The 23,230-nt window shown below is 31.9% G+C and carries 23 protein-coding genes and 3 pseudogenes; 14 read left to right on the forward strand and 12 right to left on the reverse strand.

Translation table 11 applies throughout. The features are described 5' to 3' along the window. Positions 1–61 precede the first annotated feature (61 nt). Entirely contained in the window at positions 62–397 is a 336-nt protein-coding gene (locus tag F0362_RS27395) for a hypothetical protein (RefSeq protein ID WP_253265952.1), read from the forward strand. 107 nt (positions 398–504) lie between these two features. Here F0362_RS27395 and F0362_RS27400 read toward each other — a convergent pair whose 3' ends face one another. From F0362_RS27400 to F0362_RS27405, 3 genes are all read right to left on the reverse strand, one after another. Continuing rightward, on the reverse strand, positions 505–1,137 hold the full coding sequence (locus F0362_RS27400; protein WP_000958319.1) for a GNAT family N-acetyltransferase: 633 nt from the start codon (positions 1,135–1,137) through the stop codon (positions 505–507). A 218-nt stretch (positions 1,138–1,355) separates the two neighbouring features. Continuing rightward, a complete protein-coding gene (locus F0362_RS30665) occupies positions 1,356–1,523 on the reverse strand; it encodes a hypothetical protein (protein ID WP_000755964.1) in 168 nt (55 codons plus the stop codon). After that, positions 1,523–2,617 carry a Rap family tetratricopeptide repeat protein gene (locus tag F0362_RS27405; protein ID WP_149890094.1) on the reverse strand — a complete coding sequence of 365 codons (1,095 nt, stop codon included), beginning with the start codon at positions 2,615–2,617 and terminating at the stop codon, positions 1,523–1,525. Before F0362_RS27405 ends, F0362_RS30665 begins: the two co-directional genes overlap by 1 nt. A gap of 799 nt (positions 2,618–3,416) precedes the next feature. Here F0362_RS27405 and F0362_RS27410 point away from each other — a divergent pair. From F0362_RS27410 to F0362_RS27420, 4 genes are all read left to right on the forward strand, one after another. Then, positions 3,417–3,806 carry a hypothetical protein gene (locus F0362_RS27410; RefSeq protein ID WP_149890095.1) on the forward strand — a complete coding sequence of 130 codons (390 nt, stop codon included), beginning with the start codon at positions 3,417–3,419 and terminating at the stop codon, positions 3,804–3,806. A gap of 33 nt (positions 3,807–3,839) precedes the next feature. Then, positions 3,840–3,992: a metal-dependent hydrolase gene (locus F0362_RS31035; RefSeq protein ID WP_253265953.1), complete on the forward strand. Its 153-nt coding sequence runs from the start codon at positions 3,840–3,842 to the stop codon at positions 3,990–3,992. A gap of 27 nt (positions 3,993–4,019) precedes the next feature. Beyond that, complete coding sequence (locus F0362_RS31040; protein ID WP_367396591.1) at positions 4,020–4,325, forward strand: metal-dependent hydrolase; 306 nt, start codon at positions 4,020–4,022, stop codon at positions 4,323–4,325. 171 nt (positions 4,326–4,496) lie between these two features. Continuing rightward, on the forward strand, positions 4,497–5,432 hold the full coding sequence (locus F0362_RS27420) for a DUF7018 domain-containing (lipo)protein (protein WP_149890096.1): 936 nt from the start codon (positions 4,497–4,499) through the stop codon (positions 5,430–5,432). A 310-nt stretch (positions 5,433–5,742) separates the two neighbouring features. Here F0362_RS27420 and F0362_RS27425 read toward each other — a convergent pair whose 3' ends face one another. Both F0362_RS27425 and F0362_RS27430 read right to left on the reverse strand, forming a co-directional pair. Next, positions 5,743–6,102, reverse strand: coding sequence for a hypothetical protein (locus F0362_RS27425; RefSeq protein WP_149890097.1), 360 nt, complete (start codon positions 6,100–6,102; stop codon positions 5,743–5,745). A 240-nt stretch (positions 6,103–6,342) separates the two neighbouring features. Beyond that, a pseudogene (locus tag F0362_RS27430) lies at positions 6,343–6,483 on the reverse strand (YIP1 family protein); the annotation flags it as partial. Positions 6,484–6,555: 72 nt separating this feature from the next. Between F0362_RS27430 and F0362_RS27435 the strand changes: the two are divergent. From F0362_RS27435 to F0362_RS27450, 4 genes and pseudogenes are all read left to right on the forward strand, one after another. After that, a pseudogene (locus F0362_RS27435) lies at positions 6,556–7,158 on the forward strand (VaFE repeat-containing surface-anchored protein); the annotation flags it as partial. A 746-nt stretch (positions 7,159–7,904) separates the two neighbouring features. Further along, on the forward strand, positions 7,905–10,067 hold the full coding sequence (locus tag F0362_RS31045) for a colicin E3/pyocin S6 family cytotoxin (protein ID WP_253265954.1): 2,163 nt from the start codon (positions 7,905–7,907) through the stop codon (positions 10,065–10,067). Positions 10,068–10,081: 14 nt separating this feature from the next. Then, entirely contained in the window at positions 10,082–10,627 is a 546-nt protein-coding gene (locus F0362_RS27445) for a hypothetical protein (RefSeq protein WP_149890098.1), read from the forward strand. A 65-nt stretch (positions 10,628–10,692) separates the two neighbouring features. Next, complete coding sequence (locus F0362_RS27450) at positions 10,693–11,016, forward strand: hypothetical protein (RefSeq protein WP_149890099.1); 324 nt, start codon at positions 10,693–10,695, stop codon at positions 11,014–11,016. A 396-nt stretch (positions 11,017–11,412) separates the two neighbouring features. On the opposite strand, the gene F0362_RS27455 is transcribed toward F0362_RS27450, so the two are convergent. Then, entirely contained in the window at positions 11,413–11,667 is a 255-nt protein-coding gene (locus F0362_RS27455) for a SunI/YnzG family protein (RefSeq protein ID WP_149890100.1), read from the reverse strand. A 244-nt stretch (positions 11,668–11,911) separates the two neighbouring features. Here F0362_RS27455 and F0362_RS27460 point away from each other — a divergent pair, with 244 nt between their 5' ends. The 4 genes from F0362_RS27460 (at position 11,912) to F0362_RS27475 (ending at position 15,106) form a co-directional block, all read left to right on the forward strand. After that, on the forward strand, positions 11,912–12,658 hold the full coding sequence (locus F0362_RS27460) for a M15 family metallopeptidase (protein WP_172624237.1): 747 nt from the start codon (positions 11,912–11,914) through the stop codon (positions 12,656–12,658). 405 nt (positions 12,659–13,063) lie between these two features. After that, positions 13,064–13,699, forward strand: coding sequence for a hypothetical protein (locus F0362_RS27465; protein ID WP_149890102.1), 636 nt, complete (start codon positions 13,064–13,066; stop codon positions 13,697–13,699). A 360-nt stretch (positions 13,700–14,059) separates the two neighbouring features. Beyond that, positions 14,060–14,275, forward strand: a complete 216-nt coding sequence (locus F0362_RS27470) for a bacteriocin immunity protein (protein ID WP_149890103.1) — start codon at positions 14,060–14,062, stop codon at positions 14,273–14,275. 240 nt (positions 14,276–14,515) lie between these two features. Beyond that, entirely contained in the window at positions 14,516–15,106 is a 591-nt protein-coding gene (locus tag F0362_RS27475; RefSeq protein WP_149890104.1) for a DUF5512 family protein, read from the forward strand. Between the two features lie 585 nt (positions 15,107–15,691). On the opposite strand, the gene F0362_RS27480 is transcribed toward F0362_RS27475, so the two are convergent. From F0362_RS27480 to F0362_RS27505, 6 genes and pseudogenes are all read right to left on the reverse strand, one after another. Beyond that, entirely contained in the window at positions 15,692–16,660 is a 969-nt protein-coding gene (locus F0362_RS27480; RefSeq protein WP_149890105.1) for a hypothetical protein, read from the reverse strand. Positions 16,661–16,856: 196 nt separating this feature from the next. After that, positions 16,857–17,156 carry a transcriptional repressor PagR gene (locus F0362_RS27485; protein WP_000196658.1) on the reverse strand — a complete coding sequence of 100 codons (300 nt, stop codon included), beginning with the start codon at positions 17,154–17,156 and terminating at the stop codon, positions 16,857–16,859. Between the two features lie 277 nt (positions 17,157–17,433). Then, positions 17,434–18,627: an AlbA family DNA-binding domain-containing protein gene (locus F0362_RS27490; RefSeq protein WP_149890106.1), complete on the reverse strand. Its 1,194-nt coding sequence runs from the start codon at positions 18,625–18,627 to the stop codon at positions 17,434–17,436. A gap of 495 nt (positions 18,628–19,122) precedes the next feature. After that, positions 19,123–19,326 carry a hypothetical protein gene (locus F0362_RS31050; protein ID WP_149890107.1) on the reverse strand — a complete coding sequence of 68 codons (204 nt, stop codon included), beginning with the start codon at positions 19,324–19,326 and terminating at the stop codon, positions 19,123–19,125. Positions 19,327–19,669: 343 nt separating this feature from the next. Further along, complete coding sequence (locus F0362_RS27500; RefSeq protein WP_149890108.1) at positions 19,670–20,011, reverse strand: YolD-like family protein; 342 nt, start codon at positions 20,009–20,011, stop codon at positions 19,670–19,672. After that, positions 20,008–21,273: pseudogene (locus F0362_RS27505) on the reverse strand (Y-family DNA polymerase). Before F0362_RS27505 ends, F0362_RS27500 begins: the two are co-directional and overlap by 4 nt. 412 nt (positions 21,274–21,685) lie before the next feature. On the opposite strand from F0362_RS27505, the gene F0362_RS27510 reads away from it, so the two are divergent. Next, a complete protein-coding gene (locus F0362_RS27510) occupies positions 21,686–23,197 on the forward strand; it encodes a matrixin family metalloprotease (protein WP_172624231.1) in 1,512 nt (503 codons plus the stop codon). Positions 23,198–23,230 lie beyond the last annotated feature (33 nt).

Consider the following 23,230-nt stretch of genomic DNA (forward strand, 5'->3'; position numbering starts at 1 on the left):
CATTATATTGCGGACGCGATTCATGCAATGATCCATCACCCCCACAAAGGCAGAGGGGTACTTGTTAGAAAACACAAGAAGTATTCCAGATTATATTCGTAAAGTCTGGTATCATCAAATGGAAATTGCTGATTTATTCTGGCGAGATATGTTTATTCGTCTTGAAAAGTATCAGTATGAGGTAAAGAAATCATATGAAGAAACGGTAAAAGAAACTACAGAATATAAAATAACCATTGGTTCCATACCAACGGATTCAGAATCCAATAGTAATTTTGTTTGGTATATTAATGGGGTAACGCAGGAGAAATTACAAGAACTTGCAACAGTCGTTCAGGATTTTACTGAGGATACCATCCAGTTATACAATCATGGTGTAGAAACAGAAATAAGATAACATAAGAATAGAGAACAAGTTACGATTGTGCTTTTTAAAACTTGTTTCCTATTCTTGATTTAGTGTGAAGGTTATTTGTAATAATTCCATCAAACTTTAGTTTATACCTACATGAGAGTATGTTCATTATAGGACTGTTTACGTCTAAAATAGCGTTGTTTAATAAATGAAATTAATGTCATTGAATTATATTTCTTTTCAATATGTGACAGGATACTTATATAATTATCTATTTCATTGTTATAGCTTTCATTTTGTTTACTTAGAAATGTGAAATACATATCAGATATTTTATTTTCAGTGTTTGTACAGAACTCATGAAATTCATTACTTTCTACTTTTAGATTAAAGAAACCATTTTTTACGTTAAATCCAACTTTTGTATAAAAACCTATTAAATATTTTTCATCGAAGGCCATGCTAATCATTCCATTGAAGAGGAGTTCATAACCAGGATAGCTAAAATATGCCCATCTGTATATGGAATATACCATAGCAGTTCCAACCCCATTTCCAATATGATTTGCATCTAAACTTGTAATAGTAATTTCAATTTTGTTTTCTGATTGATCTTTTTGAATACGACATGAAGCAGTTCCGACCCTTGAGTTATTAACAAGGTCGTGAAATTGCATGTCGAAGGAGATATGGTCAAAATCACATCGTTCTGTAATACTAGTAAATGAACATTTTAATTTCTGGCCATTGGTAGTCATAATGATTGGAAGTGTAGTTAACATAGAATAAATTACACCCTTTCTAAATAATAGTTAATCCCGCGATTTGTGATTAGTGAAACTCCTAGCAAAAATTGGGCGAAGTAAAGAAGTTAGGCGGAAGATTAGCTGCTAGTAAAAGTTTAATGGATTCAGTTGAATATATGATCTTAAAAGGCATATAAATCAAATTTAATATAATAAAAAAAGAGCCATGTATGAGGTATGGCCCTTTATAAGTATTAAAATGTTTCTCCGTGTTCTCTCATTACGTAATGGATAGAGCTATCCTGTACTTTGGGCGCAAATGTTTCTCCGTGTTCAGCATTTTGTATTGTGTTGTTTGAAGTAAAACCAAAAACGGCTACTAATCCTAGAGTGATACCTAAAACTTGAATTACTTTCTTCATTATTTTAGTGCCTCCTTTTTACGTAGTTTTTCTTCGGCTTCGTGTGACTTAAAGAAATATTGGTTTGCTTTATCTTGCTGGTTAGATGAGTAGAATTTTAAAGCCAATTGTTTCGAATAGTCATGAACGAACCCTAATAAACCTTCTTGTTCAAAGTACTCAATTCCTTCTGAGATTATATTTTCGGACTTTTCTGTAGATTTTTTCGAGTTTAGTGCGCTTAATATTGAGAAGTGGTGTTTATATTCCGTGTTATTGATGCGATTGCATGCTTCTAACCCAATTTCAATAAATTTTAATGACTCTTCTGTATTTCCAAGTTTGTAATTTTCTCTTGCAATAAGGAAAATAGCTTTATAACTTTTTTCTGGAGTATCAATAGCTGTTGTTAGGTTTCGTATAGCTGCTTCTGAAAGATCTTGCTCAGCATATAGAAAACCTAAATTATGTCTAATTTTAAGACCTAACATGGTGTTGTGTTTTTTTGTAACGATATCTAAAGCCTTAATAAAATATTCTTCCGCATATTCATATTGTTTAAGTGATGTACATGTTAATCCAAGTATATTATTACAAGCTGCTATATTAAGTTCATACCCTGTTTCAGGTTCGTAGAATTTTAAAGCGCGGTTCGCATATTTAACTGCTTCTAAAGGGTGCCTTACCTGATAGTAAAATGCTGCTGCTTTATAATAGAATTCAGCTTTCTCAATCTCATCAGGGATATTTGCGATTAACTGTTTGGCTTTATCGAAATATTCACCAGCCTTTTTATATTCTCCAATTTCTGTGTTATGAATTGCTTTAAAGAAGTTATAGTAGTAATTCAAAAGTTCTTCACTTGGTTTATTAAAATCTTCAATTTTTTCAAGCGATTTTTTAGAGCCTTCATAATCCTTGTTAAGCATATTATGTCTAAACTCTAATAAAGAGTAGTATAAAAGCACGTTTTTGTTTTCTTCAATTTTATCAATCTTATTTTTTATTTCTCCAAATAAATTAGTTGATTGTTCATGATCAAGTTCGCGAATAGAGTCATGCCAGTTACTTAAAAGCTCTGTAATTTCACTTAATGTTACAGTTGCTGCTCCCATATAAACCCCTCCTATTATATATTGTGCGATTTCTCATTATTGTATCAAAATTGTTAATATTTAGGTATCTAGAAAAATATTTCTCAACAATTTTTTATTGACTTTTCTGGAAAAAAGTATTGTTTTCGAGTTTTTCAGACTGTAACATCTACGAATAAAATCAGAAAATTTTCTTGTGAAGATAATTGACCTTAGCAGAATGGAGAGCAGGATAATTAAATATGACCTAGCTTTGAATACGCCTGGTTCTTTTTAAGAATAGGTTGATATTATTTTACTGTCGCTTAGTTTCGTAGAATTATTTGTATATATTTAAAGTGAAGGACAAGTTACCGATAGTAACCCGTTAGATAAAGAGTTATTTTTATATTTATAATTAAAGGGGGGATCTGTAGAAAAGTGAATCTAGTTTTGTATGCGATTCTCATGATAATTATAGGGATAATTTTTAATCTAGGAATTCTGTTTTGGGGAAGTGTAAGGAGAAATTACAAAAAGCAACATTTGTATAATACTAATCTTAAGAAAAGGGAGAAATGACATTTGTCTATTTTTGATAGATTATTATTTTTTTATGTTTTAAGTATGGTTGCTTTATTATTCTGTGATGTTTTAGGAATTAATGTGTTTTTTAGTTTTTCTACAATGATAATAAATATGGTTTGTTCATGTTATCTATATATTCATTATGTGAAAAGAAGGAATAGAGAAGTCCATTATGTTATTTAAAAGTAACTGGTAGAAATTTGTGAACATACTTAGTAGTCAATTCTGAGAATAATAATTGTGGGGGAAAAAGATGAAATGGGGAATAGAAGCAATAAAAAGTTATGAATTAAATTGTAATGGTTTAGATCGTTTTACTTTTTTAGGGGAAGAATACCAAAGTACCAATTGGAGTTACTTATCCCTCTCTCATCGTCAAAATTTCTTGGAAACATCGGGTTTGGATAGAGATATGATTTTAGAACTGCTGCCAATTAATTTTAAAGGCATTGTATGGAATTTTCTCGAAAGCGAGGACTTGGAATTTCTAAATACTTTAACGAACCCTAATAGATGTTTGGAAATTTTAGATAGGTATAACTTAATGGATTCTGCAGCAGCTTATACACCAAGCATGGAATATAAACTGAGATGGTTAAAAGAGCGCTGGGTGAAAGGATATTATGTTTTCGCCAACTGTTAAGATAAGACTTGAATAATAGAAAGGAGGATACAATTGAGAGGCCCAACTCATGTAGCAGCAGGAGCAGCTTTCGCTTTAATTGCACATAATTATGCGGGAATTGGGGATGACCCATATTTATTAACGGCCACATCAATAATTGGAGCATTAATACCAGATATTTGTCATCAAGGATCTACTTTATGAAGAAAAATACCTTTATTATCTTGGGGTATCAATAAAACTTTTGGTCACCGAACAATAACACATAGTCTAATCTTTTTGTTTGGTATAACGGCATTTCTTAAGTACCTAGTTCCTCAGTACCCCATAATATATATAGGAATGTTTATTGGAGTATTAAGTCATTTAGTGTTAGATGCCCTTACTCCAAGTGGGATTCAATTGCTTTATCCTTTGAAAATGAAAATAAGATTTCCGATATATACAAGAACAGGAAGTATGATTGAATATATATTTTTCTTTTCACTTATTGTAATTGACATAACTTTAATTGGAGGTTCTTTTAAAATTACATGAAACATAGGGAAGAAATAAAGCACTCGAACAGCTATTTAATGTTCAAGTGCTTTTTTATGTAGAGTCTAGATTTTAATTAATGATGAGATAACTTTATATCTTATTTATACAAATTATGATATGGTACAATATGTTAATTAAATACAATTTTTTCTAAGGGGATGGGGCATAGTGAAAGCAAAGAAACTAGTAACGTTTGCGATACCGTTCATGCTATTGGCAGGTTGTGGTACCGATAAAACAGACGCAAAGCCAAAAGAAAAAGTAGAATCTAAATCAGAAACGAAAGAAAAGCTGTCAAAAGAGAAGTATCCAACTCGAATGACTGGTTTATCTTCTGAGTTAGTGCAGAAAATTACAGTAATAACTGAGATAGCTATGGATAAAACTAAAAAGGAAACTGACTTAAAGAAAGAAATTCTAAAAGAAGAGTCTGAGTTGCAAAAGATTATCGCTAAGTTTAAGAAGATAGACCCACCAAAAGAGTTTGAAGACGCTCATAAAGAGATTTTAAAAGCAGTAGACTGTTATAGTGAAGCCTATGCACTTCAAGTAGAAATTATGAAGGGTAAAGGAAAAGTAACAGACGAAGATAGAGAAAAGTCTAAAAAGTCAATGGACTTGATTAATGAGGGTAACAAGTACTGGCATAAAGGATTCGACCCTATTGAATCCCATAGTGAGAAGGAAGCAAAAGCCTTAGGTTTCGATGTAGATACGAAGACCGACTCTAAGTCGTCAACTACTTCTGATAATGGTAACGTACAAATATCCGCAGACGGTAACGAGTTAATCGGTTCTTGGGGTAGTTACAAAGGTTCTGAGTTTCGTAAGGGTTTAGACTTTAGACAAGATAAGTCATTCACGGCTTATGATGACACTGGTAACTCTTCTTATGAAGACAACCATATGACAGGAACATGGTTATACAATAAAGACAGTAATAAAGTAACTTTGATTCCTACTGAATTTGTTAAAGACGGTAAGAAGATAGATGCTAGACAAATGAATGCGGTAGTAGATTATACTGTTGAGTTCTTGAGAGCAGGTTCTTTAAGAATGGTAGATAGTAAAGGTAACAAATTAGAAGTAGAGAGACAGAAGTAAAATTGAAATAAAATCGAACTGTTTATAAAAAAGCTGAACCACTAGATTCCTTTGTATAAAAGGAATCTTTTTTGTGCTTATTTTTAATTACAATGTTCTTATAGGGTACTACTTTTGTTAAAAGTAATGAGGTAAAATACGAAAGAGGTGTGGATTTGAAATAAAGTTTAATCGTTTTGAAAATTTATTTCCAACCAACAATATTACTAATATGTATCAACGTAAAAATTTCTTAAATAATTACTTATATAAGTCCAAATAAAAAAACTCTGTAAAATTATTACAGAGTTTTATCTCGACTTTTCATTTATTATTTACTTGGTGATAACGCCAAATCTCCAAATTTCTTTTTAATAGCTGAAGTCGTTGCTTTAAATTTATATTCATCACCATCTTTTTCTACTTCAAATACAATTGGATCTTTCCCATCTTCTTCTAAACTAATTTCATCTTTGTTAATTTTATATGTAAAACCTCTTGTGAAAGCGCCTATCTTGAAAGAAACTGTATTTTTAGCGAATTCTGCTGTATATGATTCGCCATTGGTAGCAACGACATTCCACTTTTTAGATTGCAAATCATCTGATGGATCTTTACCACAAGCACTTAACCCCATAATTGCTATAACTATTAATAAAACATAAATACTTTTTCTTTTTAAATCCTTCATACTCTTTTCTTTATCCCCCTTTAAAAATAACAAAAGGATATGCTTTAGCCTTTTAAAAGCTGAAAGTCATACTCTTTCTATATTTCCCCTAAAATATCTTTCTATGTATATTATTTTACAATAAATTACAAAGATAGTCCAAATATTCATATATTTTTGTAGTAAGTTTCACAAAAACTCTTCAACTTGCATCAAGAATATGAAACGATTCTCGCGAAAGGATAAGAAGCAAATAAATTATTAAAGAGTTGTAACCCCTACTATAAGAAATACTATTATTACCAAGGGAAGAATGATAATCATAAAGGACACAATTATTGTTAATAATGCTTTCCATGCTGAAAATTGGTGTGCTTCCCCTAAACATTTTAAGGAAATAATGAAGAGACGTTCTCTTTTGAAATCAAAGAGAATGGTCAAATCATTAAACATATCGTCAAAGATGAGAAGATTCCTTCAATTAAAACAACAGCAACTGACAAAAAAGATGGGACAAAAGAAATGCACACTTCTAAGTCTGTAACAATCCAAGATAAAGTGGAATACAAAGACTTAATCGTGGGTAAAGAGTACGTTGTAAAAGGTAAACTAATGGATAAAGCAACAAACAAACCATTATTAGTTGATGGTAAAGAAGTAACAGCAGAATCTAAGTTTACTGCAAAAGAGAAAAATGGTTCTATCACATTAGATTTCACATGTAATGCTTCTGCATTACAAGGTAAAGAAGTAGTAGTATTTGAAGAACTGTATCAAGATAGTGTCTTAGTAGCTATTCACGTTGACATTGAAGATAAGGGACAAACAGTGAAATTCAAAGAGGTAAAACCGGAACAACCTAAACCAGAACAGCCGAATCCAGATAAAAATACTCCAACATCAGAGCAACCTAAAGAGCATGTAAAAGAACAACCACAACCTAAGAAAGAAATTCAATCTAAAATTGGATGGTTACCGCAAACAGGCGCTGACCTTACAAGTTGGATCTCTATGGCTGCAGGTGCATTACTGTTAATTGTTGGTGGAGTGATTTTCTTAAAACGTAAAAACGCATGAAAATTTAAAAATAAGCACATCCGTTTTTACAGGATGTGCTTATTTTTATGTTAGTAATTTTGCTCTACCTTATAGCGATAGGATTGAGAATTCTTACGTTAAAGTATAGACATAGTATTTAATGTATTAATTTTATGAGGTGTTAAATATTGTAATGATAAATATGTAGATAATCATATACATAATGTTTAATAAGTAAATAATTCTTAGGAGCTTTAAGTGTTATTTTCAAAGATTTACTCCTAAATTACTATATAAATAAGAAGGTTGGCCTTATTTAGCTAACTTCTTTCGTGAGTGAATTAAATTTCGTATATGTAATTGTGACTGTTATATGTGAGAGGAAACTTATATCTCTAGAATAGAGGGGGGAAGCCTACATAAAGGATGTAAACAATTTTAATGATCAAACACAATTTTACTTTAAATCCGTGTTTAATGTAAAATTAGGCAATTTTTGAAGTTCAAAATGAAAAAATTGAGTAATCGAGAAAAAGAAGTTTATCAAGCTTGTGTAGAACGTCATACAGAAAAAATGCCCTGGTATATCATTGAATTCATTTAATATAAGGAATAAGAGTCTTCCTTAATAGGAGGGCTCTTATTTTTATGTCAATAGCCCTAAATGCCTTCAAGAAAATAAAATCGATATCTATCCACATATGCAATTTTGCATATGAACTATTAATATTTTTTTATAAGAATATAATAATTCTTTGTGATTAATAGAAAAGGAGTTGATATATATGAAGAAGCTTGCAACATTGCTCTTATCATTATTTTTACTAATTTCTGCAGTTGCACCTTCATATGCATTTGCCGAGACAGGTAATACAACTGGCTGGGTTGTAGAAGGAGAAAAGAAATATTATTATGATAAACCAGGCGTGAAACATACTGGATTATTACGATCGGGAGACGATACGTATCTCTTCGATAAAAACGGAAATCTGTTAGTTGGATGGAATACCGTTGACGGGAAAGACTATTATTTTGATAGAACAACTGGTGCAGCTCAAAAGGGTTGGTTTCCGCAAGCTACACATTGGTACCTCGCTAATGATGAAGGTGCCATTCGAAAAGGTGATGTAAACTATCAAGGGAAACAATTTCAATTTGATAGAACAGGGAAAATGGTCAAAGGCTGGGTAAAAATTAAATCTTTTGATCATAACATATACGGTTCAAGAACAGTCTTAAGAGGATTCAATCCTATTCAAGTTGGAGAAGATGAAATTCTTGAAGTAGTGGGGGAAGATGGCCCCTTATGGTTTAGAGTAAATTACAACGGGAAGACATACGTTGTAAAAAAACTTTTTGTAGTCGTGTTTGACCAATCTTTATCGGATAAAATGGATGAGATTAGTCAAGGTGTAGACGATTTGAAATTTGGTCTAGAATTAATTCAAATACACTCAAAGCGATTAGCTGATGCCAATCAAGCGAAAAATATTGATACGGCTGTTCTCGAATCAAGTGAATTGGCACACAGCATGAATCAATTCCTGACAACATTAAAAGGATCACACATTAAGAGCTTCGTTGATAACATAAACGCAAAGGAAGCTGATCCAAATGTTCAAGTAAAATATCAGTCAATCCTCACGAATCTGCAAATGATGGAAAATGATTTTAGTAAAATCCATAAATTCACGCTATTAAAAGATAGTATTATGGTTTTAGATAAAGCTAATAAGGATTCTGGCGATATTATTAACAATGTACAGGCTGCTAAAAATCTGTTACCAGAAACAAAAAAACAATTAGCAGAATACAGTGCAGAATACATGGATGTAATTGCAGCGTCACTTAACATGTATAATGGTTTTCCAGTAGAAGTAGGAGAAGCATATATTGAACCAATAGAAAAATTCATAAATTCCTTACCACAAGAAGAGCTCCGAAAACAAGCTGACGGATTAAAAGATACTGCAATAGAGATTAAAGATTGGCGTGAAGATTTTAAGGGTAGAATACCTGCATACAAATCAATGGCTAAAGATTTACACACTTTTAATAAAAGTGTAGATAAATTTGCTAAGTCAGTTGATACGGCAGCTAAGTCGCTACATAAGCAAGCATTAATGGCCGAAGATTTAACAAGAAGTGTTTCTACTCATATTAAAGAAGCACAACAAGCTTTCCCAACGCTTCACACAGATATTATGTCAGGTATCGACGCGACGAATAATCTTTTAGGTACTGCTAATAAAATTGCAAGTTACAAAATTGATATACCAGCAGCCGCAAAAAAAATGGGGAATATGGATGGACTAAAAGACACTTTACGTGATTTTGGTGTGCCACCTGAAAAGATGCAGGAGTATTTGGAAGAACAAAAACGTTCAGCTGAACAAACTTCATTCATGCTTGATATTTCTCCTGGAATCGGAGAAGTAAAACAAGGTATCCAACTCTTTACGGGCGAAGATATGTTTACTCATGAAAAATATGGTCCAAGCGAATTTGTATGGGGAACCCTATATGGAGTTACTGCTGGTACAACAAAAGTAATTGGCCGTACATTTGGTAAACTATCCGATCTTGAGAAAAATGCTAAGAATCTCGGTAATGTAACAAAAACAGGAGCGAATGGTACTTTCGATGTAGCAGCCTTTGATAAAAAAATCGCAAAAATGAATATAAATGAAAAAGCTGCTGAAATAAAAATAGCCTCAAAAGGCATTGCTGAGCAAAATGGATGGAAAAAAGACTCTAAACTGAGCAGAGTAAATAAAAGGGACGTATATGTTGATTCAAAATCAAAGAATCTTTATGCTTTAGATACACAACATGGTAGATTTGAAGTACTTAATAAAAAGGGGAAACATCAGGGAGAAGTAGACTTTAATTTAAATTCAACCAAACCTGCGGACAAATCTGGGGGACATGATTTGAAAATGGGTTAAGAAAGGATTCATTTATGAATGAATTAGTAAAAAATGCAATACAACATTTTTATGTAAATGGAGCTGTAAATGAATATTTACTTAGATGTGAAAATAAAATTGAATTACCAAAAGAATTAACTGTATTTACTCATAATGCACACATTCAAACAACACCTGTCAACATTGATGATATTTGGCCAGCAGAAAAATATGTATTCGATTTTAAAGCATATAAAAAAGAGAATTTAAATATTGACTACAGCAGTACTTTATTAATTTCAAAATTGGCACCAGTATTTTACTTACAATATGAATTTACAGTTGACTGCCCTGGTGATACGTCACTCATGTCTACTTTAGATGGATATGACACACAGCCCTATACGAGTCAACAATTGGAATTTGACCAACAAGTTATACAATCTTTAACATCTAAAAATTACAAACAACTATCCTATGCAGAAGTAAATGAGGTTTTAATAGATTTCAAATTCCCAGAGGGGGTAACAATTTTTGGCCCTCAGGTGACTGTAGAATATGCTATGTTTCATGATGTGCTTGATTTATGTCCAGAATAATAGTCACTGCTTCATATAGGAAACTATAAATACGCTACCTATAAAATAAGTTAGGAATACTCAAGTTGAATATTAAATATGATGAATACGAATTATTGGAAATTTTCGAGAGTGAACCAGAAGATTATTTTATTCCTGGTGCAGGTGCATATAGATATAATAAAATAGACAAACTGGGATTTGAATTAGTAATGATTATGTGTTATTACGAGGAAACTGTTGAATTAAAAATGTTTTATGAAAATAATTGTATATTTAAAGCCAATATGGATTCAGCTAAACGAATCTATACCCGCAATGATTCATTGTATGTCCAAGGTGGCGTAGGAAACAAAACAATTGAAGTGAAATTCAAACCACATTTTACGATTCAAATAGAGGAACTCTAAAACATAAAATATTAGAATATATTTTAAGAAATACAAAAGGCGCCCTTGTAAGGGCGCCTTTTGTATTTCTTAAAATGACATAACATACGTTTACCTGAGTTCTTTAGGTAGTTAGGTTTTGACATACTAACTTAAAAGAAAAATGTTGAGCAGTTCACCTTCATTATACATCAATATATCTGAATTAAATATGCAATTTTGCATCCCAATTTCTGCAGCATCAATTACATGTTACCCTCAAATATAGAAAAAAGTGACCAAGATAATAATTTTCGTTTTGCAGAATTCAAAAGTGTTATCAGCTATACTAATGAATTTAATAAAATAAGGAAATTTCTATGACTTCTCTCCTTTGCTTTATTCGAACTTTGTTTGAGTCGATTTATATGACCATATTTAAGCAAGAATAGCTTTTAAAATCGACACTTTGTTTGTAGTAAATAATACATAATTTTGTTTTACAGTTCTAATTAATATACGATCAGTTGTCCCATATGCTGTTCCGATACGGATTGCACTTGGTTCTTCAACACCCGCATAGGTAGCATCTTCGGTAACCTCAATCACATCACGTAATGGAATCGTGATCTCGGCAAATTGCCATGAAATAATTAACTCTTCTTTTGTTTTTTTGACATCAATACCTAGCATTATACCAAGCCCTTTCTATAATTGAATGCTACACTTTTTATCTTATTATATAAATTTTTAGATTATTTTTCTACATGTATAAATAATGCTGATATTTTAAGGGTGTCAAAAGAACGGGAAGATATACTATCAATCTATTAAAGAATACGTTATGAAGAAAAGTTCACAAGGAATTAATATGGATTTGATATGGTTGAAGTATGATGAATGAGTAACAGTAGGAGTTGTAGGAAGGAAATGAATGATGAGAATTAAATTAGTAGGAACCTTAACTTGTATAGTAGTAATTTTAGGTATCTTTATCATTTACACCAATATATCTATTGGTAAAGAACCATATAAGACAAACCATGAAACTAGTGAAAATGCCATAAATAATGAAAAAAATAGAAAGCAAAATGGGACTTCAAGTAAGATAGCAAGCTCTTTTGCTAGTATACAGGCTGTAGTAAATAAGGAATATGGTTTACCCGAAAACTATAAGCCAGAGGATTTAGTTGTACCAAATGTGCCATTCTCATTTAATGGAACCGTAGAAAAGAGTCATCTTCGTAAAGAGGCAGCGGAAGCGTTAGAAAAACTATTCTTTTTAGCTAAGCAAGATGGTATACAGTTGAATGCTGTGTCAGGATTTCGTTCCTATGAGTATCAAAAAGGCCTGTATGCCAGCAATGTTAAAAAGAATGGGCAAGAGCATACGGATCGTTTCTCTGCAAAGCCAGGGCATAGTGAACATCAAACAGGCTTAACTATGGATGTTTCTTCTAAAAGTGCAAACAATGAACTAGAGCTAGCCTTTGCGAATACGAAGGAAGGGAAATGGTTGAAAGATAACGCACATCGTGCAGGATTTATCATTCGTTATCCAAAAGGTAAGGAGAATATTACTGGATATGCATATGAGCCTTGGCATGTTCGTTACGTAGGAAATATTGCTGAAAATATATATAAAGAAAAACTAACTTTAGAAGAATATATGAATCTGAAATAAGAGGTAATCATTAATCACTTGAAGAAAGTATATATTTTGTTCAGGAAAAAAATAGTGTTGGAATGCAACATAATTCGTCTATGATGGTAATATTTCATTATTAAGAATTGAAATTGAAGAGAATTACGATGATTTTGTAGGCTTCTCTGTAATACATTGTCCGAACTGTGGAAAATGGTCTGTTTGTGATTAACCATCATAAACAGACCATTTTTTTACTGTAGAAAGATAACATAAAGAGGTATATTAAACAACCAACAGTTGACTGAAAATTAAGATTTTTGATAAGATGAAGTAAGTTTCTTTGTATGTATAATTAGTTATTTCATCTTGGATTTTACACTGTTAATTGGCTTTATCTATTAATAAAAGCATGTAATAAATATAGAGAAGGACTGAAGTGAAATGTTAAATAATAAACTATATATCTCGCCAAAATATGAATTAAATGACTACAGGGATTTATTTGAAAATCTAAGTCCTACCAGTGAAAATACTAGTTGGCAAACAGCTATTATAATTTTTGAAGACAGAATTCAGGGAAGGTTTTTTGATATTACAGATGCAATGTTGGAGAAATGCGAAAGTGATCCTAGTTTAAGTAAAGCATTTAGTATTATGGCACTCAATTGTTTATTAGTAGAAACCTTTCAGCAATTTTATAAAGGAGTGCGCGATACAAGTGGTGAATCAAGAGATGCTTTTAAAGATTTTTTAGTTAATAGTCCGTTTTTTAATGGAGATCAAGGAAGCTTTGGTAGACCATTTAATCGTAAGTGGGCAGGACATTTTTATAGTAATGTGAGATGTGGAATACTACATCAGGCGCAGACTAAAAAAAATACTGCACTAACATTTAATACTAGAAATCTTATTGATGTGCATAGTAAAGAAGGTTGGGTATTATATGATGTGAAATTGTTTACTCAGGCTCTTAAAATGGAATATGAAAGCTATTTAAACGCACTGATTGAAGGACACGAAGAATCTAGGGTAAACTTCTGTGAAAAATGGAGACATATTTTAAAAGACGCAGAATAATAAATATCAGGGGAATTTATGATGAGAATTCAAGACTAGGAAAGTGAGTATATACATAACAATGGATGGTTTCGATGCCTGGAAAATGAAGTTAGCAAAAGAATTAAAAAGTTCGGGCTATGAAATTGATATGAATAGAATTTGAAAATGATCTGTTTGTGATTAATCATCATATACAGACCATTTTTACTATAAGCTAGCCAATGCGATAATCTAATAAATGTAGTGAGAATATTGGATAGCTATAGGAGTGCAAAACAATGTCAAGGTGACGATTACGTTATAAATTTTATAGTGATATCTTCTCGATGAATGCACTTTATACAAGGTATTAAATTAATAAGATAAGAGGTGAAATGTATGTTTAAAGAATTAACAAGAGGAGAACTGATAATTCTAGTAGGTAAAATTGTAGAATGTGAAGGAACTGAAGAAGAGATTGATGAAATGTTAGAAACTGTAGTAAGAAGTGCCCCACATCCAGAAGTAAGTGATCTAATATATTGGAATGAAAAAGATCTTAGTCCAGAACAAATAGTAGATATAGTGCTAGCATATAAACCGATACAGCTTTAGAATGTAAAGTTAATTGTTATTCTTGCTATATAAATAACAATTAACTTCATGCTTTTTTAGATAATAATTAGGATAAGTAATAAATTCAGCAAATCAGGAAGTAGAAATGAAACTTGAGTTCTACCTTTTAGTGAATTCCAGAAAATACAAATTTAGATTGATGTCTATTAATCACAATAGTATAATATATAATTTAATTGATAAAATGGTTTTGTATTTAAAGAATGGAGAGAACAGATTGTGCTAAAAAATATAAAGTACATACTAATGTTGTTGATTGGTTCTACACTATTACTATCAGGATGTGGGGATACTTCGACAACAACTAAAGAAGAACCTACCCAAAAGGAAACTACAAAAAAAGAAACAATCAAAAAAGAAACGGATAACGATGTTAAGCATCCACTTCCATATGAAAAAGGAGTCACATATCAAGTAGATGCAGGAGCTTTTTCAATAGAAGTGATGACGGATGATGAATGGAAGGTATGGGGATATGGTAATGAACCTAATGAAGGTAATTATCAATTTTATAAAATAGAGCAAACGGAATACAGCCGCGGTGAATATTTTGTCATTAAAGTGTCTCTAAAACAAAGTTTTGGAGATTCTAGAAGCCCGTTTTCTACTAAAGAATCTGACTATTTCTATCTTCATGGAACCGAAAAAGGTTTTGCTATTATCAAATTGGGAACTTCAGAAGAAAATAATATGAAATGGAACGATTTCAAAAAAGCGTATAACGGTGATACGAATAAAAAACGATTCTTAGAAAATTACCCAAATTCAGGACATAAATGGATTGACCATTATAACAAAGTTCAAAAATAACTAGTATTAATTGCAATCCACCAATATAACGAACTATCGTAGGTATTTTCATTTCTTTTATATGGTTCATCTGAATATCATTACATGTTTAAAAAAATGATTCTTTTGTAATGAATCATGAAACCAACACATTGGTTGTATTAGTTATTATGTTATGCGTTCTTATCATGGCTATTGTGTACATAGTATGTTTGGAGTTTGAATGTGAATCATGTACTGGTAGGGAGAGGGATGCTGATAGAAACCACTCATATAAGGGTATCCACACAAACTTACTTTTTATTAGTTTACATAACCTTTATTATAGGTAGTCATTAAAAATGAAAAAATACCGTCTCAAAATTAAAAGTAATGTTATGTTATTGAGATATAAAATGAAAAATATTTATCGAGTTTAGATCTTTCATATTACATGAGTTAATAAAGTATTCTTGGTCGGATTATACCCGGTTTCACACATGTTTGCTCTTAGCTCCAAACCAGATTGTACACTACTAATAATCAAATCAAAAAAACTTATATCTCAAAATGAAAAGTATTCTTAGTTATTGAGATGTAAGATGAAATTTGATATTTTTTAATAAACTATGGTGTTTCAATATAAGATTGATGTATATAAGGAACAAGTAATTCTAACTGAGATACAACTTGATAATCTATATATGTTTCATGCGTATAACCGGTTAAATCTCTCCCTTTACGCACAAATGATTTTCCAAATATCTTGTCTATAACTTCTTGCATTTCTAAACCCTTGCTACTTCCCTTTGGTCCAAAACGTAAAATTAAACATTGCCGATCTGTACATAACTTACCAAATCCAGCTCGACTATTTTTTCGTTTATATGCAATCCCTCTCTTGGTTTGTGGTGGTTCAAAAACATCTTGGAAGGTATTCCATATATATGCGTCAATTTCTTGTGCAATCCCTCTTGATAATAAGGGTAATTTCATAAAATGGTGTTGGTGTGTTATGCCACCTATTCCATTAATATCACAAAAATCATCAAACTGTTTAATCAGAAAATATGTTTTAGAATCTGGATTATATTGTTTAATAACATCATTAAAATACTTTCGAATTTTATTCCACGTAAGAATAATCGGCGGTTGTAAGTTTAATTGTTCTGATTGGAATTTATCATTATGGTGCATAAGTTGATTTTCACTTAATTTAGAGTCATAACCAATTTTAGTTTCAATTAGTATTGCAATATCATCGGATATAATGGCAGCGTCTGGTATACTCGTTTTCCTTTTGGGTTGTTTTTCAGGAGACAAAAAATTGTCTTCAGCAATGCCTAGTACAACTGCAATTTTAGATGTTTTATTTAATTTACTTCCAATTTGCAAGCTATATGTATAAGGATTGATTGGATTGATTTCATAAAGTGGATTTACTAATTTTATAAAACCTGTTGTTACTGATGACGAACTATGTTGTAAGACATTTATCAAAGCCTTTGTAACATTGTTTTCAAATTGTAAATCATGATCATTTTGTTTACTGTTTCCTTTATAGTAATGAAAAATATTATTATACACTTGATTCATCATCATAGTCTCCTTTCCTATTTATATTGGGAATTGTTTAGAATTACTTCCAGGAAGTTAATTTTCAGTTATATTCTTCTTTCAATACTATGGTAACTAAAAATATAAAAAGACGCAACACAGAGCGCCTATAATAAAAGTATTTTAGTCTTAAAGAATTACAGTAAATGTTTTATTGTGTGAAAATTAAGAGAAATCATTGTACTGCACCTAATAATCCCATAATTTCTTCAGCTTTAGGATTTTGGATGCTATAGTAAATTTCTAACCCCTGACGATTTCCTTTTAGAATCTTCCCTCTCATTTTAGATAGGTGTTGTGAAACTGTTGATTGTGGAATGTTTAAAATTTCGGTCATTTGGGTTACATTTAGTGTTTTATGTTTAGAAAGCTCACTGATCAGTTTTAAACGCATTGGGTGTGCCATAACTTTTAAAAGCTCTACATCCTCTTCTAAAATCGTGTTATCTACATTATGGTTCGTAAATCTTGTCATAGTTTTTTCTCTCCCTTATTTGTTTTCTCTAATTAAGTGTAACTTCCTTATTATATAATATTAGTATGTTTGAATATTGTGTATTAATTTAACTAGCTAAAGTATACAATTTTAGTTTGTGTATGTAGTGGAGTTAATGTTTGGTTTGTATGAAGTTTTAAATTATGAATCTGCCTTTTGAACACATATTTAAAGTAAAATAACCCCTCTCAAGATTTTGAATGGGGTTATTTTTATCTATTCTATAGCTACTTAGCAAGTATGGACTTAAAATTTTTTAAGCGTCTTGTTGTCTAAGGGATTCTAAAGTACTTTCTAGCCTACTGCATCTTTGTAAACCGAAAGCATTCCATAATACATCTAGTGGGAATTGTAATATGTCCTTTAGATGAGACTGTATATTCTCTATATATTCATTCTTAATTATAAACTCAGGTAAATTAATATAGTGTTGCGTTATCTCTTCTGGAGAAATATCTACACCCGTATGAAGTTTATGAGACTGTATATTGTAAAATGATAAAAATCCATATATATCTGTGTTGATACCAACGCTTTTATAAAACTCAATAAACCTTGGTATAGCTTGAATTAACTCCAATATTATTTCAGAACCACGTATATTATCTACATTGTGTGAATTCAAACTAATAGATCTATTTGTTACTATTTCCAATATACCGTTCCTAAAAATTTGATTATAGGTAGGATTTGTACCTTCAGAGGCACTATAGTACATATATCCATCCAAATTATACCTATAATCATATTTGCCAGCAAAAATTGGAGAAAGTAACTTACTTGAATCTTCAACTCTTTGTAAATCTATATTTGTTGTAGCAGTAAACGACTGCCTTGGAATTAAATGTAGTGATAAAAAAGGGCCTTCCATTGGGAGTGTATTCTCTTTAGTTAGTATTTGTAGATTACGCTCTTTAGGAAATGAACGGATCTTATTTGTTAATTCTTCATTAGAGAGAAAGCTATTTTGTATACCAGGTATATCTAAGCCAACATTACTGGTATTTACCCTAGTAAAAAATCGATATGTAAAATCTCCAACTTTTACTGCATGAGGACTTGCCCAACTTTTAGGAATATCAATGCATAAAACATACTTATTTTCTTGACCAATAGGAATTGGATTAAATTTGAAATCATATAATACAGGTTCAATATTTGTTCGGATTACGCTAGTTGCTTGTTGTAAAAATGTATCAATATCAGAAATATCTACTCCTACAATATTAGGTTGGCTATCCTCAATTTCTTCTATTCCATATATTAATGTACCACCCTCTGTATTTGCAAAAGCTACAATATCTTTACAGAATTCTCTTTTATAATCCCCTCTTATGTTGTTTGGAATATCCCTTTTATAGTCTAAAAGTCTATTCTCCATTACACCATCATCCACTAAACGCTGTATGTCTTCCAATGTTACTTGATCTATTGGCTTTCCAAAATACATCTTTTCTCCTCCTGTATAGTAATTTTCAGATTTCTAATATAATAATCTATCTATATTTTATAGTAATCTTATGCCTTTCCACAAATTATAAAATATTAAATCGCAGCTACTATTCATATAAAAAAAGAAAAAGAACCTATTAATACATAGGCTCCCTTTCTATTTTGTAGTTGGTAAATTAATTTAGGTAGTTTTTTTCTCTACTATCATGTTATAAAATGTCACTTTACCTATAAGTTTGCCGCAATTCACTTGTTTTAGAAGATATTTATCTAATTGTTCAAAGAAAATGGAAGCATGACTTTGCCGTGAATGCTGTTTGTTTGTAATAAAGTTTGTTCAAAAACATGCTACAAACGTTGATTTTATTATAGATTCTTTTCCAGTAGATTTAAGATTGGTTTTTATAAAAATGGTTGATTAAAATTACACATGTTAACCTTACTATGTGATTCTCTGATTAATAAAACGCAAAAAAAAGGATAATGGTAACATCTATACATTACCATTATCCTTTTTTTTATAGAAATGGTTCGAATTCTCGACAATAATCCATCCTATAGTTATTAATGTTATAGAAGATAATCTAAAACCCAATCTATACATATAATCTAAATCTTTAAGATAAAAGAAAGATAATATCCCTATAACAGCACCAATTATCCCAATAATCAAACCTTTATATTTTTGTAAAAACATATAGTTACCCCTTTCATGCAAACAAAATATTCCATATTTAAACAATACTAAATTATGGAATATTTTTAAAGGATTAAAACGTTTTTATATTCAGTTTATATATCATGTTTCTTTTATTAATAAAAATATCCCTATAGATATGTAAACCCAAAGGGTTAAAGTGATCAACTTTTTTATAATTGGTACGAATTTATTTCAAAGCTACAGGAAGCATAAGTTTGCCGCGAACAAAAAGAACCATAAGCTTGCCGTTTTAGAAAACTTATGGTTCATATCACATAAAATTTTGCACATGGTTCAAAGTGTTTAACCTACTTGAATATTTATATTCTTTAAGTAAACATTATTGTATATGTATGATTTCCTTAAAATTAATTGTAATTTTATTACGGTATGGATCTGTACATGTTATAGATTGTTTTAAAGAATTCATATTAACTACTGTCATATAGCACGTAAGCAGCCGACCATCTTCAAAATATGTAAGCAATATTTCTGATTCTGATGTGTAAGAGTGTATGATTTTTTTCTCTATAATTTCCTGTTCTTCCGGAGTTAATATAGGGCGTTCAATTTTTGATTGCTCTTGTATAAGTTTGTTAATTCCAATAAATTGTTCAGATAATGCCGCAAATCCCTGCCACTTGACCATCAGACGTCCTTTAGGTATCTTTGAATTCATCATGCTTTATGGCCCCCCAGTAGTGTGTTTCGATATCTAGCCGTAGCTGAGTTTGTATATGATATTCCCCTTAATATACTGTTTTTTCCGAAGCGGTCTCTAATTTCATCCATTGCCTTCGTTAATTTAACTTCTTTTTCACGTTGTACAATGTTATCAAATAATTAAATCTGCTCCTCTCCTTCATTTAATAAATTTGATAGTGAAATACTAACTGATCGAATTGGTTCACCAGTATACAGTGCGTGTAAATAATATTTACAGATGTTATATATATCCATGGTCAAATTAGTTGCTCTATTCATTGTGTGCCTTTTCCGTATTCCCCCTCCATATTCTGCACTGTATCCTACTGAAAACTGTATTGTTTGAGCAAGTTTGTTTTGTCTGCGGAGACGATAACAAACTTCTTCAATATGTTCCAATAATATAATTGAGAATTCGTCTATATTATAATTACGTAATAGGATTTGGCTTTTACCAACTGAAGTCGTTGCAGGTACGTATTTCTCAGATATCCGACTAAAATCTATGCCATTACTATGTAAATGATACTCTTCCCCGATTTTGCCAAATGATTTTTTTAGATAATGAAGAGGATAGTTTGCTAAATCACCTATTGTATATATCCCCTTTTGATTTAATTTAGCTTCTGTTTTATGTGAAATTCCCCAAAATTTACTTAAAGGACGTATAGGCCATAGCTTAGTTGGAATATCCTCGTACTCCCATTGTGCAATGCCATTTTCATTTTTCTTCGACTCCAGGTCAAGTGCTAGCTTACTCATGAGTATGTTTGGTCCTATACCGATTGTAGATTCTAGTCTTGTTTTACTATATATTTCTTTTTGAAAGTTAACAGCAAATTCATAAGGCGTTGAGGCAAATAAATGTAGAGATGAATCGAGCTCTATTGCAAATTCATCGATGCTGTATTGAAAAAAGTCCTCAGGTGCTACATATTGTAACGCTAAACTGGTTATGTAATTAGAACATTTAATATATGTTTCCATATTAGGGTTAACAACTATAATATCTGACCTTTTAGGCAACTCCCAGCTCCTTGCCATTTTTTTGACCCCTAATGCTTTTAATGGAGCAGTTGCCGCAAGTACAATTGAACCACTCCGATTTACATCACCCACTACAGCAAGTTTTGTATATCGAGGGTCTAATCCTCTTTTAACGCAACTAACTGATGCGTAAAAGCTCTTAAGATCAACGAAACAAATTTTGCGATTCGGTAAAAGGGAATAGTCATACATAATTAATACATCTCCTTTAAAAGAACGTTTGTTCTGAGTTTATTATATACGAACTAATGTTCTTTTAAAAGGTGATTTTTTAGTTCGAGATAAATAATTATGAATTAGAAGTTAGAAATTCCATTCTTAATAATTGATTATTGTAGATTATCAATAAAGTCACGATATTTACATAAAAATGTGAAGATTCACACCTATGGATTGTAAGTGAATTTATTTTTGTTTGAGTACCATGTGTACCTACTTCAATTATACAGTTCCGGACAATTCCTCAAATAATTTGTTATTTTATGGAGCGCATATTCATGGAAAAAAGTTACCAATCTAATTATGTGTTCTCAAACAAGAAAGGATAAGATAGTTTTGTCATACAATCGAGGTTCAGATAAAAACTTAATATGGAGGGATGAACATGCTGAGAACATTTTGGATGTTTCATGGTGGTAACGGGACGACTGCGGTTGATAGTGGATTGCCCTTGCAGGGGATCTTCTATGGTTTGAAGAGCGACGGATTTCTCGAATGGAATAAGTATTTAGGCCGAGGTGAGCCATGGTGGCACCCGGCGAATGAGCATAATTGGGATTTCAACACTGGAAACTTAATTCATCGAGACTTCGGTCATATGTCGCATGTGTTTGGATGCGGTGACGGTGATATTATGGCGGTTGACACAAACGGAAATCTGCATTGGTACTCTTACAGTGGGACAGGTGATTTTGACGACAGCGGTACGCTTGGCTGGCACCCGAATTCGGGTAATATAATTGACACCGGGTGGCAAAACTTCATCCATATCTTCGTTCGTCCATATTCGGGAAGATCCAGCTCGGCGCGGCTCGAAATCTTTGCTGTTGAACAGAATGGTGATCTGCGTTGGTATTCATATAATGGCATTGGAGAGAACGACCCTTCAGGAACCCTTGGCTGGCATCCTAACTCTGGAAATCGGGTAGGAAATGGTTGGCAGAACTTCACAAACATTCACGGATCGGGAAGAGTCATCTTCGGGATTCATGAAAATGGGGAGCTGTATTGGTATTCATACAGCGGTAATGGCGAGGACGATCTTTCAGGAATCCTTGGCTGGCATCCTAATTCCGGTAATGTTATTGACCGTGGCCCCTGGAATGAAATGAAGTATGCTTTCGGAGGCGTAACTACCCTTGGAGGAATTGGGCATGTTATCATGGCTGTTGACAAAGATGATAATCTGTTCTGGTTCAAATACTCTGGCGAGGGCGAGGGGCCAGAAGGTGACTGGGATCTTAGGTCTGGAACTCGCATCGGCAGTGTACCATTTGTAAAAGCTATACACAGTGTTGTCGTACACTTTAAGACCTTATTACCTCTTACTAGTGAGAGAATTTATTGGATAAATGAACAGTTTCAAGCTATGCATGATCTTTTTGCACAAGGTGGTATAGCAGTTTATCAAGGTACAACAGAGGACCTTAGTAATAATCCAAATTTGCAATCGCTTAAAGATATTTATGTGGGCGGCTGTGGAAGAAATGAACAACCTTCAGAAGAAATAAATGAACTTTTTAATAATCGTAATTATGTTGGTCCTAATGAGTTAGTGGTCTATTTAGTTGATAAAATAACCACTAACTTACCGGGGACCGCTTCAGGCTGTGCGCTTCATCCAAACGGAAAGCCAGGAGCGGTAGTAAATTGTAATTTTGGTCCTCACGCTCCCGGCGATACTAAAAGATTTACATGGTTGGTAGCTCATGAGGTAGCACACGTTCTAGGGTTAGATCATTCTGCAAATCAAGATAATTTGATGTATGAAGGATTGAGATTTACAATTTTACCACCTAAACTCACCTATTCGGATTTCAATGTCCTGCACGGAAGTGAATTTTGCCATCAATGTCGAACAGTGGTTGGGGCCAAATCTCCACCATCTTGTTGCTAAAATTCATTTGTAAATAAAACTTAACACTGCATT

This window comes from Bacillus sp. BS98 (assembly GCF_008432245.1).
GTDB classification, from domain to species: Bacteria; Bacillota; Bacilli; order Bacillales; family Bacillaceae_G; genus Bacillus_A; species Bacillus_A toyonensis.

Coding starts and splice junctions, on each gene's coding strand:
- F0362_RS27400 (WP_000958319.1), bottom strand. CDS start 1,137: ATGTTAACTACACTTCCAATCATTATGACTACCAATGGCCAGAAATTA.
- F0362_RS30665 (WP_000755964.1), bottom strand. CDS start 1,523: ATGAAGAAAGTAATTCAAGTTTTAGGTATCACTCTAGGATTAGTAGCC.
- F0362_RS27405 (WP_149890094.1), bottom strand. CDS start 2,617: ATGGGAGCAGCAACTGTAACATTAAGTGAAATTACAGAGCTTTTAAGT.
- F0362_RS27410 (WP_149890095.1), top strand. CDS start 3,417: ATGAAATGGGGAATAGAAGCAATAAAAAGTTATGAATTAAATTGTAAT.
- F0362_RS27425 (WP_149890097.1), bottom strand. CDS start 6,102: ATGAAGGATTTAAAAAGAAAAAGTATTTATGTTTTATTAATAGTTATA.
- F0362_RS31045 (WP_253265954.1), top strand. CDS start 7,905: ATGAAGAAGCTTGCAACATTGCTCTTATCATTATTTTTACTAATTTCT.
- F0362_RS27445 (WP_149890098.1), top strand. CDS start 10,082: ATGAATGAATTAGTAAAAAATGCAATACAACATTTTTATGTAAATGGA.
- F0362_RS27455 (WP_149890100.1), bottom strand. CDS start 11,667: ATGCTAGGTATTGATGTCAAAAAAACAAAAGAAGAGTTAATTATTTCA.
- F0362_RS27460 (WP_172624237.1), top strand. CDS start 11,912: ATGAGAATTAAATTAGTAGGAACCTTAACTTGTATAGTAGTAATTTTA.
- F0362_RS27465 (WP_149890102.1), top strand. CDS start 13,064: ATGTTAAATAATAAACTATATATCTCGCCAAAATATGAATTAAATGAC.
- F0362_RS27470 (WP_149890103.1), top strand. CDS start 14,060: ATGTTTAAAGAATTAACAAGAGGAGAACTGATAATTCTAGTAGGTAAA.
- F0362_RS27480 (WP_149890105.1), bottom strand. CDS start 16,660: ATGAATCAAGTGTATAATAATATTTTTCATTACTATAAAGGAAACAGT.
- F0362_RS27485 (WP_000196658.1), bottom strand. CDS start 17,156: ATGACAAGATTTACGAACCATAATGTAGATAACACGATTTTAGAAGAG.
- F0362_RS27490 (WP_149890106.1), bottom strand. CDS start 18,627: ATGTATTTTGGAAAGCCAATAGATCAAGTAACATTGGAAGACATACAG.
- F0362_RS31050 (WP_149890107.1), bottom strand. CDS start 19,326: ATGTTTTTACAAAAATATAAAGGTTTGATTATTGGGATAATTGGTGCT.
- F0362_RS27500 (WP_149890108.1), bottom strand. CDS start 20,011: ATGATGAATTCAAAGATACCTAAAGGACGTCTGATGGTCAAGTGGCAG.
- F0362_RS27510 (WP_172624231.1), top strand. CDS start 21,686: ATGCTGAGAACATTTTGGATGTTTCATGGTGGTAACGGGACGACTGCG.